Origin of the sequence: Pseudomonas sp. HN2-3 (assembly GCF_020691745.1) — a bacterium.
Lineage (GTDB): Bacteria > Pseudomonadota > Gammaproteobacteria > Pseudomonadales > Pseudomonadaceae > Aquipseudomonas > Aquipseudomonas capeferrum.
Genome location: NZ_CP085704.1, coordinates 877,028 through 888,694, shown reverse-complemented (window position 1 = coordinate 888,694; position 11,667 = coordinate 877,028). Strand labels below are relative to the sequence as shown.

Here is an 11,667-nt window from a genome sequence, read left to right as displayed (position 1 = left end):
CTGCAACCCCGCCGGGCCATCGCCCGGCGGCAAGGACGGAACAGCAGTAAGGGAACTATGTGAAGCGAAGCAGTCCGCTGTCACCGCTGTTGCTGGGAGCCTTGGGGCTCCTGGCCCTGAACTTCAACACGGCTGCCCAGGCGGCCGATGACATCGACCCACAACTGCGCCAGATCGGGCCATCACTGTTACGTGATGCGCCCGATGCAGTGCCCGCCCGCCCTGCCATCGGCATGGCCCCCGTCGCCAATGGCGACCGCCTTGGCCTGACCGAAGCGGTGCTGCAAGCCGCGCAATGGCACCCCAGCATCGCCGAGGCCATCGGCAACCTCTACAAGCAAGGCGAAGGCATCAATGTTGCCCGCGCCGGTTACTACCCGCAGATTTCCGGCGGTGTGCGCACTGGCTATGACACCGGCTACGGCGGCGACCGCAACAGCCAGGCGCTCAACCTGTCGCTCAAGCAAATGCTCTACGACTTCGGCAAGGTCGACAGCGCCGTCAGCGCTGCCCAGGCCGCCGCCGCCCGCGCCCAAGCCAATATCCTGCTGGTGGTCGACGAACTGGCCCGCGACACCGCCTATGCCTGGGTCGAAACCCGCCGCTACGAACAACTGATCACCATTGCCCGCGACCAGATCCGCGGGGTGGGCGACATCGCCGGCATGGCTCGCCAACGCAGCGACATGGGCGCCAGCACCCGCTCCGACGTGGTCCAGGCCGAGTCCCGCGTGGAAAGCGCCCGCGCCACCCTGGAGGAATACCAGTCACAGTACGAACGCTGGCGCTCGACCCTGGCATCGTTGCTGGGGCGGGTCACGCCACCGGCGCTTGCCGAGGAATCGCCACCCGAGCTGAACCAGGCCTGCAAGCGCCCGGCACAAGGCGACGACCGCTTGCCCGCCGTGCTGATGGCCTTGGCCCAACGCGCCCAAGGCCAGGCCGAACTGGCCCAGGCGAAGGCCGAAGCCTACCCCACCGTGTCGCTGCAGCCGCAGATCAACCACTACCTGGACAACGACTACGACCGCGACAACTCACGCATGGACCGCACCCAGGCAGGCATCTACCTGAACGTCGAGGTGCCCATCTACCAGGGTGGCGCCATCAGCGCCCGCAGCCGCGCCGCCGGCCATGCGCTGACTGCCGCCGACTCGGCCGAGGATGCCGCCCGCCTGCAGGCCCGTCGCGGCCTGGCCGAGGCCATGGCGCAGACCTCAGGGCTGGGCCGTCGGCTCAGTTCGCTGGAGGCCCGCCAGGTCAGCATTCAGGAAGCCCGCATGCTGTACGGCCGGCAGTACCTGGACCTGGGCACCCGGCCCCTGCTCGACCTGCTCAACGCCGAGCAGGAAATCTACCAGTCACGCTTCGAACTCGCCGGCACCCGCTCCGACCTGCTGCGCCTGGATGTCGACTGCCTTTACAACACCGGCGCCCTGCGCACGGCCTTCGGGCTCGAGGGGCGTAACCTGCAAGGTGTGGAGATCCAGCCATGAACGAATCCGTCAATGTGACCCTGCCCAGCCAGCCCCCGGAGCAAACGGCCCAGCAACGGCCAGACCTGGGGCCTTGGCTTGAGGTCATGCTCCAGGTCGCGCACCACTACCGCCTGGACGTGTCGCCGCAACGCATACGCTTGGCGGCCGTCGAAGATGCCCGCCCACTGGATGAAATTCTTCGCCACATGGCCCGCCAGGCCGGGCTGGCGCTGCGCTTCGTGCGCTTCGATGCCAAAGGCCTGCGGCAATGGCGCACGCCGCTGGTACTGGAACTCGACGACGGCCAGTTGGCAGTGGTCGAGTCGGTAACCGAAGAGGACGACCTGGCGGTAGTCTTCGCCGGTGACCAGGGGCTGACCTCACGCCTGCCACGCGACACCCTCAAAGGGCGCATCACCCGGGTTGCCCTGCTGCGCCCGGCGCGGCCGTTGCGCGATGTGCGCACCGACGACTACACCGCCCCCTACGACCGCCACTGGTTCGCACGCATCGTGTTGCGCGACCTGCGCCCGTATGGGCAGGTGATGGTCGCCTCGCTGGTGGCCAACGTGCTGGCCCTGGCCGGCGTGCTGTTTTCCATGCAGGTGTACGACCGGGTGATCCCCGCCGAGTCCCTGCCCACGCTGTACGTGCTGTTTGGCGGTGTGGTGCTGGCGCTGGTGTTCGACTTCAGCATGCGCCTGCTACGCCTGAAGGTGACCGACCTGCTGGGCAAGCGCGCCGACCTGCGCGTCTCCGACCTGGTCTATGGGCATGCCTTGCGCCTGCGCAATTCGGTGCGGCCCAAGTCGACCGGCTCGTTCATCTCGCAGTTACGCGAGCTGGAGTCGATCCGCGACCTGATCACCTCGAGCACCGCCACGGCCCTGGCCGACCTGCCGTTCTTCCTGTTGTTCCTGTTCGTGTTCTGGCTGATCGGCGGCGTGCTGGTGTTCATCCCGCTGGTGGCGTTGCTGGCCATGGTCCTGCCCGGCCTGCTCGCGCAACGGCGCCTGGCCCGTCTGGCCAATGCCTCGATGCGTGAGTCGGCGCTGCGTAACGCCATGCTGGTTGAGAGCATCCAGGGCCTGGACGAAATCAAGGCACTGCAAGCCGAAGCACGCTTCGAGCGCCAATGGAACCAGTACAACGCCGCCTGCGCCCACACCAACCTGCGCCTGCGCACCCTGACCAACGGCCTGGTGACCTGGACGCAGAACGTGCAGGGTGCGGTGTTTGCGGTGGTCATCGTCATCGGCGCACCGATGGTGATCGCCGGCGACCTCACCACCGGTAGCCTGGTGGCGGCGTCGATGCTGTCGTCGCGCATGATGGCGCCGCTGGCACAACTGACCCATGTGCTGACTCGCTGGCAGCAGGCCAAGGTGGCCCTGCAAGGCCTCGACAAGTTGATGCAGTCACCGGTCGATCACCCCGAAAACGAAGCCCGCGTGCACCTGCCGGCCATCCGCGGCGAGTATCAGCTGCGCCAGGCCAACTTCCGCTACAGCCCGGAGGCCCCGCCCGTCCTGAGCATCGCCCAGCTGGACATCCAGCCGGGTGAACGCATCGCCGTGCTCGGCCGTAACGGTGCCGGTAAATCCACCCTGCTGCAGGCCCTGGGCGGTGCCATGGACTTGGTCCAGGGCGAAATCAACCTGGATGGCATTGCCCTGGCCCACCTCGACCCTGCCGACCTGCGCCGCGATGTCGGCCTGCTGCCGCAGTACTCGCGGCTGTTCCACGGCACCCTGCGGGAAAACCTCACCCTGGGTGCCGGCCAGGCCAGTGATCAGGAGTTGGTCGCCGCCCTGGCCGCCACGGGGGCGCTGGACTTTGTCCGGCGGCTGCCCAAAGGCATGGACCACTTGATCCTGGAAGGCGGCGTGGGCCTGTCCGGCGGCCAACGCCAGGCCCTGGTGCTGTCACGCCTGCTGGTGCGCCAGCCGCAGGTGCTGTTGCTGGACGAACCCACCGCATCCCTCGACGACATGACCGAACGCAAGCTGCTGGATAACCTCGAACGCTTCTGCCAGGGCCGCACCCTGGTGATCGCCACCCACCGCCTGAGCGTGCTGCAGCGGGTCGACCGGATCCTCGTGCTCGATGGCGGGCGCATCGTCATCGACGACAAACGCGATGCCGCGCTGGCGAAACTGCAAGGAGCCCAGGCATGAGCAACCATGAACTCCCGGCGTCCTACCTGGACGGGCAGGACGACCAGGCGGTGTTCCGCGCCGGCCGCATCATCACCCTCTGTGCGCTGATGCTGGCGGCGTTCCTGGCGTGGGCGGCCTGGTTCGAGGTGACCGAAGTGTCCACCGGCACCGGCAAGGTGATCCCCAGTTCACGCGAGCAGGTGATCCAGTCGTTCGAGGGCGGCATCGTCGCGCAGATGAGCGTGGCCGAAGGTGACCTGGTCGACCGCGGGCAGGTACTGGCCCAGCTCGACCCGACCAAGACCTCCTCGAGCGTCGGCGAAAGTGAAGCCAAGTACCGGGCGGCCAAGGCCAGCCAGGCCCGCTTGCAGGCAGAGGTGACCGGCAAGCCGTTGGTGTTCCCCGACAGCCTGCGCGACTCACCCGACCTGATCGACGCCGAGACCGCGCTGTACCAGACACGTCGCCGTGGCCTGGAGCAGACCCTGGCCGGTATCGAGGACTCGCTGCAACTGGTGCGCAGCGAGCTGAAGATCACCGAGAACCTGGCGAAGATGGGCGCCTCGAGCCGGGTCGAGGTGATCCGCTTGAACCGCCAGCGCTCGGAACTGCAGCTCAAGGCCAACGAAGCGCGCTCCGACTACCTGGTGCGTGCACGCGAGGAACTGGCCAAGGCCAGCGCCGAGGCCGACAGCCTATCCGAGGTGATCCGCGGGCGCAGCGACTCGCTGACGCGCCTGACCCTGCGCTCACCGGTGCGCGGCATCGTCAAGGACATCGAGGTCAATACCTTGGGCGGTGTGGTGCAGCCCGGTGGGCAAGTGATGAAGATCGTGCCGATGGACGAGCGCCTGCTGATCGAGACCCGCATTGCACCACGGGACATCGCCTTCATCCACCCCGACCAGGCGGCCAAGGTCAAGATCAGTGCCTATGACTACTCGGTGTACGGCGGGCTGGAAGGCAAAGTAGTCGGCATCTCGCCGGATACCCTGCAGGACGAGGTGAAGCCGGAGATCTACTACTACCGGGTGTTTATCCGCACCGAGCAGGACAGCCTGCAGAACAAGGCCGGCAAGCACTTTGCGATCGTGCCCGGGATGATTGCCACGGTGGATATCCGCACGGGCGAGAAGACCATCCTCGACTACCTGATCAAGCCGTTGAACCGGGCCAAGGAAGCCCTGCGCGAACGGTAATCGTGGGGGCGCTTTGCGCCCCCCCGCTCTATCAGGCCAGGCATCGACAACACGCCCACTAAAGCCCGACGCAAATACGCCGATAACCCGTTATCCCCCTATTCCCACGAAGGTCACCATGGCCACGCAAAATGCCCGCGCGGATTCGCTGTCCTTGCTGCTGTTCACCCTGCGCAGCGGCAAGCTGATGGCAATCAACCTGCTCAAGGTCAGCGAGATCATCCCCTGCCCTTCACTGACCAAGCTGCCCGAATCGCACCCCCATGTGAAAGGTGTGGCCACCCTGCGCGGCAACTCGCTGTCGGTCATCGACCTGTCCCGCGCCATCGGCGAGCGCCCGCTGGCCGACCCGGACGGCGGCTGCCTGATCGTCACCGAGATCAGCCGCTCGCGCCAGGGCCTGCATGTACAGGCCGTGAGCCGCATCGTGCATTGCCTGAGCACCGACATCAAACCGCCGCCCTTCGGTTCGGGCAACCGCTCGTTCATCACCGGCGTGACCCGGGTCGACAACGCGCTGGTGCAGGTACTGGACATCGAGAAGGTCATCCATGCCATCGCCCCGCCTGCCGCCGAGCCACAGCACGGCGCACTGACCGAAGAAGACGCGAGCCTGCTGGCCGCCGCCAACATCCTGGTGGTGGACGACAGCCAAGTGGCCTTGCAGCAGTCGGTGCACACCCTGCGCAACCTGGGCATCGAATGCCATACCGCACGCAGTGCCAAGGACGCCATCAACGTGTTGTTGGAACTGCAGGGCACCGCGCAGGAGATCAACATCATCGTCTCCGATATCGAGATGTCCGAAATGGACGGCTATGCTTTCACCCGTACCCTGCGTGAAACGCCCGATTTTCAGCACCTGTATATCCTGCTGCATACCTCGCTTGACAGCGCCATGAGCAGCGAAAAAGCCAGGCTGGCGGGGGCCAATGCCATCCTTACCAAATTCTCCTCGCCGGAGCTGACCGATTGCCTGGTGGTGGCGGCGCGGGCAGTGGTGTTTGCCGAGCGTTGATACATCAAGCGACAAACTCCCCGGCTTGCCGTCGGGGATGACTCGGGCATAATTCGCTCCCCTCGGAAGATATTTGCCGGAATCGCGTATGAAGTTTTTCAGCTCCCTCCTAGTCGCCTGCGCGCTGTTCAGCGGTGTCGCCCAGGCCTCCAGCAGCCAGGCCTGGAACGAGCAGCGCCAGCAGATGCTCAAGGCGTGCCTTGCCGCCAGCCAGTTCAAGGACGCCCATGCGCGCGGCAAGCCCGCCGAATTCGACGACCAAGTCGGCATGAGTGCCCTGCTGATCGAAGGCGTCTACCCGCAAAAGCACATGCAGCAACGTAGCGGCACCGAATTGTGCCTTTACGACCGCCAGCACCAGCGCGCGTTCGTCAGCGAATGGAACCCGGAAGCCAAGTGACCGACAACCTGCGTTTCGCCTGCACCGGCTGCGGCAAGTGCTGCACCGGCCACCATGTGCCGCTGACCCTCGACGAGGCGCGCCAATGGGCGGCGTCTGGGGGCCAGGTGGTGGTATTGATAGAAGCCTTCGTGGCCGATGGCCCGGGCATGCCGGAGGAGCAACGCGAGCATGTGCTGCGCCGCTCCCACCCGGTGGCCTGCGGCGACACGGTCGCTCGCGTCTCAGTGACCTTCGCGGCCTTCAACCCGGGGCGCTGTCGCAACCTCGACGACAATGACCTGTGCACCATTTACGACGCGCGCCCGTTGGTCTGTCGCATCTACCCGGTGGAAATCAACCCGCATATTCCGCTGCGACCCGAGAACAAGGACTGCCCGACCGAGGCTTGGCAGCAGGGGCCGGCGCTGATTCATGGCAGCCAGCTGGCCGACGCGGGGCTGGCGGCGCTGGTGGAGGCTTCGCGCCAGGCGGATCGTGATGACATCGCGGCCAAGGTTGCGGTTTGCCAGGCGTTGGGCATGACTACCAGTGCGCTGAAAGGGAACGGGTTTACGGCTTATTTGCCGGAGATGGGGGCTTTTGCGACAGCGTTGGCGCAGGTGCCGGAGGATAATGGGGCGCGGTGGACGCTGCATGTGCAGGATGAAGCGTTGACGGCCAGTTTGCGGGGGGTTGGGCTGAGCACGACCTCTGAAACGCCGGTTTATTACGCGTTTATTGGGTTTTGACGGGGTAACGCGGATTGCGGGGGGGCCGGGTGCATGGCTTGGGCCTTGTGACGGATTCGAGATCGAGCGCCGCCCGCGCGGCGCTTCGCGGGGCAAGCCCGCTCCCACATCTGTTTCGGGCCAATTATTCCTGAAGCATTGGCGCGCGTCCCTCTTGGCGTCCACCCCAATGTCGTGTCGTATAAACGAGGGGGCGCGCGCCTATCTCACAGGCGAGACTGGCCCGAAACAGATGTGGGAGCGGGCTTGCCCCGCGAAGCGCCGCGCGGGCGGCGCTCGATTTCCGCCCCACCACAAAACCGTCGCCAAACCCGAAACTGTCACCGCTGTCAGCCAGCCGTCATGCTGCCGACCCTCTCCGGGGGCTATAAGCTTGAGTACAGACAACCGTCTCCCCCTTCTGGCCAAGGTGCCCGCCCCCGATGCGACGTCCGTCCCGCTCTGTCACCCTTGCCGCCTTGGCGCTGCTCATTCTGGTAGCGCTGGGCGTCTGGTTCAGTCAGCGTCAACCAGCGCCCGCCCCCCGCGCCCAGGCAGCGATCCCCGTGCGCGTGGTCAGCGTCACCCAACAAGACGTGCCGCGCTATGCCAGCGCCATCGGCTCGGTGCTGTCGCTTCACAGCGTCGAAATCCGCGCACAGGTGGAAGGCGTGCTGACCCAGGTGCTGGTCAAGGAAGGCCAATGGGTAAAGGAAGGCGACCTGCTGGCCACCCTCGACGACCGCTCGATCCGCGCCAGCCTCGACCAGGCGCGCGCGCAGCTCGGGCAGAGCCTGGCGCAGATCCAGGTCGCCGGTGTCGACCTCAAGCGCTACCGCCTGCTGAGTACCGATGACGGGGTATCCAAGCAAACCCTCGACCAGCAGCAGGCCCTGGTCAACCAGTTGCAGGCCACGGTCAAGGGCAACCAGGCCGCCATCGCCAACGCCGAAGTACAACTGTCCTACACGCAGATCCGCTCACCGGTGACCGGCCGGGTCGGTATCCGTAACGTCGACCCCGGCAACCTGGTACGCAGCAGCGACACCCAGGGCCTGTTCAGCGTGACCCAGATCGACCCGATCGCCGTCGAGTTCGCCCTGCCGCAACAGATGCTGCCCACCCTGCAAAGCCTGCTCAAGGCGCCCAGCCCGGCGCTGGTGCAGGCCTACATGGACGCCGACGGCGAACGCAGCCTGCTCGGTGAAGGCCACCTGGCGCTGATCGACAACCAGATTTCGGCGACCACGGGCACGGTGCGGGTAAAGGCCGAATTCGACAACAAGGATGGGCGCCTGTGGCCCGGCCAACTGGTCACCGTTCGCTTGCGCACGGCAATGCAGGAGAATGCCCTGGTGGTGCCGCCCCCCGTAGTGCAGCGCGGCGTCGACGGCCACTTCGTGTACCGCCTGGACGGTGACAAGGTGACCAGCGTGCCGGTCAACGTGCTGTACCAGGACAGCGGGCTGAATGTCATCGCCGGGGTCAAGGCAGGCGAGCGCCTGGTGCTCGACGGCCAGTCGCGGCTCAAGCCTGGGTCGCGGGTCGAAGTCACCACCGATGCGCCGGCCCCCGCAGAAATGGCCGACGGCCGGAGCCAGCCATGAACGCGCGCAACGGGGTTTCGGCCTGGTGCATCGACCACCCGATCGCTACCTTGCTGCTGACCTTCGCTCTGGTGATGCTGGGGGCCATCGCCTTCCCCCGCCTGCCGGTGGCACCGCTGCCCGAGGCCGACTTCCCGACCATTCAGGTCACTGCCCAGTTGCCAGGGGCCAGCCCGGAAACCATGGCCTCGTCGGTGGCCACGCCGCTGGAGGTGCAGTTCAGTGCCATCCCCGGCATGACCCAGATGACCAGCAGCAGCGCGCTGGGGTCGACCAACCTGATTCTGCAGTTCACCCTCGACAAGAACATCGACACGGCGGCCCAGGAAGTCCAGGCCGCGATCAACACCGCCACTGCCCGCTTGCCGCAAGACCTGCCCAACCCGCCGACCTGGCGCAAGGTCAACCCGGCCGACAGCCCGGTGCTGGTGCTGACTGTCAGCTCGAACCAGATGCCCGGCAATGACCTGAGCGATTACACCGAAACCCTGCTGGCACGCCAACTGAGCCAGATCGACGGGGTCGGCCTGATCAATATCACCGGGCAATTGCGCCCCGCCATCCGCGTGCAGGCGCAACCGGAGAAGCTGGCAGCCATCGGCCTGACCCTCGCCGACCTGCGCCTGGCCATCCAGCAGACCAGCCTCAACTTGGCCAAGGGCGCGCTGTACGGCGAGCACAGCGTGTCGACTCTCGCGGCCAACGACCAGCTGTTCCACCCCGAGGACTACGCCCAACTGATCGTCTCGTACCGCGACGGCGCGCCGGTGCACCTGCGCGACGTGGCCAAGGTGATCAACGGCGCCGAAAACGCCTACGTCAAGGCCTGGTCCGGCGACCAGCCTGGGCTGAACCTGGTGATCTTTCGCCAGCCCGGCGCCAATATCGTCGACACCGTGGACCGGGTGCTGGCGGCCCTGCCCAAGCTGCAGGAAATGCTCCCGGCTTCGATCGAGGTGTCGGTCCTGCAGGACCGCACCCAAACCATCCGCGCCTCGCTGCACGAAGTGGAGCTGACCCTGATGATCGCTGTGGCCCTGGTGATCGGGGTCATGGCGCTGTTCCTGCGTCAATGGTCGGCGACCCTGGTGGTGTCCAGCGTGCTCGGGGTGTCGTTGATTGCCAGTTGCGCGCTGATGTACGTACTCGGTTTCAGCCTGAACAACCTGACCCTGGTGGCCATCGTCATTTCGGTGGGGTTTGTGGTGGACGATGCCATCGTCGTGGTGGAAAACATCCACCGCCACCTCGAAGCGGGGGACGACAGCTGCACGGCGGCACTCAAGGGCGCCGGCGAAATCGGCTTCACCGTGGTGTCGATCAGTTTCTCGCTGATTGCCGCCTTCATCCCGCTGCTGTTCATGGGCGGGGTGGTCGGGCGCCTGTTCAAGGAGTTTGCCCTGACCGCCACGGCCACCATCCTGATTTCGGTGGTGGTCTCGCTGACCCTGGCACCCACCCTCTGCGCGTTGTTCATGCGCCGCCCGGCCGGCGAGCAGCACGGCGGCTTTGGCGAGCGCCTGGTGAGGTGGTACGAAAAAGGCCTGAACCACGCCCTGGCCCATCAGCGCCTGACCCTCGGCGTGTTCGGCCTCACTCTGGCCCTGGCCGTGGTGGGTTACGTGGCCATCCCCAAGGGCTTCTTCCCACTGCAGGACACCGGCTTCATTCTCGGCACCAGCGAAGCGGCAGCGGACGTGTCGTACCCTTCGATGATCGAAAAGCACCAGGCCCTGGCCAAGATCATCGAGGCTGACCCGGCCGTGCGTGCATTTTCGCACTCAGTCGGCGTCACCGGCAGCAACCAGACCATCGCCAATGGCCGCTTCTGGATCGCCCTCAAGCCTCGCGGCGAGCGCGATGTCTCGGCCAGCGAGCTGATCGACCGGCTGCGGCCCAAGCTCGCCCAGGTGCCGGGCATCGTCCTGTACATGCGCGCCGGCCAGGACATCAACCTCAGTTCCGGCCCGTCGCGCACCCAGTACCAGTACGTGCTCAAGAGCAACGACGGCGTGGCACTGAACCTATGGACCCAGCGCCTGACCGACCGCCTGCGTGAAAACCCGGCACTGCGCGACCTGTCCAACGACCTGCAACTGGGGGCCAGCGTCACCCGCATCGACATCGACCGCCAGGCCGCCGCGCGCTTCGGCCTGACCACCACCGACGTCGACCAGGCACTGTACGACGCCTTCGGCCAACGGCAGATCAGCGAATTCCAGACCGAGACCAACCAGTACAAAGTGATCCTCGAACTGGACGCGCGCCAGCGTGGCAAGGCCGAGAGCCTCAACTACTTCTACCTGCGCTCGCCCCTGAGCAACGAGATGGTGCCGTTGTCCGCCGTGGCCCACGTTGCCGCGCCCAGCACCGGGCCGCTGTCGATCAGCCACGATGGGCTGTTCCCGGCTGCCAACCTGTCGTTCAACCTGGCCCCGGGCGTGGCCTTGGGCGATGCGGTGAGCATCCTGGAGCGCACCCAGCGCGAACTGGGCATGCCCGACTCGATCAGCGGCAACTTCCAGGGCGCGGCCCAGGCCTTCCAGAGCTCGCTGTCGAGCCAGCCGTGGCTGATCCTCGCCGCCCTGGTGGCGGTGTACATCATCCTCGGGGTGCTCTACGAGAGCTTTGTCCACCCGCTGACCATCATCTCGACCCTGCCCTCGGCGGGCCTGGGCGCGCTGATCCTGCTCTGGGCCATGGGCCAGGACTTCAGCATCATGGGCTTGATCGGCGTGGTGCTGCTGATCGGCATCGTCAAGAAAAACGGCATCCTCTTGATCGACTTCGCCCTTGAAGCCCAGCGCCATCACGGCATGACGCCCGAGCAGGCGATCCACCAGGCCTGCCTGACGCGCTTTCGGCCGATCATCATGACCACCCTGGCCGCGCTGCTCGGCGCGGTGCCGCTGATGTTCGGTTTCGGCGCCGGTGCCGAGCTGCGCCAACCGCTGGGCATTGCCGTGGTCGGCGGGTTGCTGGTGAGCCAGGCCCTGACGCTGTTCACCACCCCAGTCATATACTTGGCCCTGGAGCGCCTGTTCCATCGCCGTCGGGCCGCCAACGCGGCCGCGCCAAGTGCCAGTTGAGACAAGA

8 protein-coding genes are annotated in these 11,667 nt (G+C 66.1%); all 8 read left to right on the top strand.

The window, feature by feature from the left end:
- Positions 1-59 precede the first annotated feature (59 nt).
- Complete coding sequence (locus tag LJX93_RS04080) at positions 60-1,496, top strand: TolC family outer membrane protein (RefSeq protein WP_033701236.1); 1,437 nt, start codon at positions 60-62, stop codon at positions 1,494-1,496.
- Positions 1,493-3,655, top strand: a complete 2,163-nt coding sequence (locus LJX93_RS04075) for a type I secretion system permease/ATPase (RefSeq protein WP_047582717.1) — start codon at positions 1,493-1,495, stop codon at positions 3,653-3,655. Before LJX93_RS04080 ends, LJX93_RS04075 begins: the two co-directional genes overlap by 4 nt.
- Complete coding sequence (locus tag LJX93_RS04070; protein ID WP_227696771.1) at positions 3,652-4,836, top strand: HlyD family type I secretion periplasmic adaptor subunit; 1,185 nt, start codon at positions 3,652-3,654, stop codon at positions 4,834-4,836. Before LJX93_RS04075 ends, LJX93_RS04070 begins: the two co-directional genes overlap by 4 nt.
- A 118-nt stretch (positions 4,837-4,954) precedes the next feature.
- Entirely contained in the window at positions 4,955-5,854 is a 900-nt protein-coding gene (locus LJX93_RS04065; protein WP_033701239.1) for a chemotaxis protein, read from the top strand.
- Positions 5,855-5,942: 88 nt separating this feature from the next.
- On the top strand, positions 5,943-6,254 hold the full coding sequence (locus tag LJX93_RS04060; RefSeq protein WP_033701241.1) for a hypothetical protein: 312 nt from the start codon (positions 5,943-5,945) through the stop codon (positions 6,252-6,254).
- Positions 6,251-6,985: a YkgJ family cysteine cluster protein gene (locus LJX93_RS04055; protein ID WP_033701242.1), complete on the top strand. Its 735-nt coding sequence runs from the start codon at positions 6,251-6,253 to the stop codon at positions 6,983-6,985. The genes LJX93_RS04060 and LJX93_RS04055 overlap by 4 nt, the downstream gene beginning before the upstream one ends.
- A gap of 422 nt (positions 6,986-7,407) precedes the next feature.
- Positions 7,408-8,571: an efflux RND transporter periplasmic adaptor subunit gene (locus LJX93_RS04050; protein ID WP_227696769.1), complete on the top strand. Its 1,164-nt coding sequence runs from the start codon at positions 7,408-7,410 to the stop codon at positions 8,569-8,571.
- Positions 8,568-11,660 carry a multidrug efflux RND transporter permease subunit gene (locus tag LJX93_RS04045; RefSeq protein ID WP_227696768.1) on the top strand — a complete coding sequence of 1,031 codons (3,093 nt, stop codon included), beginning with the start codon at positions 8,568-8,570 and terminating at the stop codon, positions 11,658-11,660. The genes LJX93_RS04050 and LJX93_RS04045 overlap by 4 nt, the downstream gene beginning before the upstream one ends.
- Positions 11,661-11,667: the final 7 nt, after the last annotated feature.

Coding starts and splice junctions, on each gene's coding strand:
- LJX93_RS04045 (WP_227696768.1), top strand. CDS start 8,568: ATGAACGCGCGCAACGGGGTTTCGGCCTGGTGCATCGACCACCCGATC.
- LJX93_RS04070 (WP_227696771.1), top strand. CDS start 3,652: ATGAGCAACCATGAACTCCCGGCGTCCTACCTGGACGGGCAGGACGAC.
- LJX93_RS04060 (WP_033701241.1), top strand. CDS start 5,943: ATGAAGTTTTTCAGCTCCCTCCTAGTCGCCTGCGCGCTGTTCAGCGGT.
- LJX93_RS04050 (WP_227696769.1), top strand. CDS start 7,408: ATGCGACGTCCGTCCCGCTCTGTCACCCTTGCCGCCTTGGCGCTGCTC.
- LJX93_RS04075 (WP_047582717.1), top strand. CDS start 1,493: ATGAACGAATCCGTCAATGTGACCCTGCCCAGCCAGCCCCCGGAGCAA.
- LJX93_RS04065 (WP_033701239.1), top strand. CDS start 4,955: ATGGCCACGCAAAATGCCCGCGCGGATTCGCTGTCCTTGCTGCTGTTC.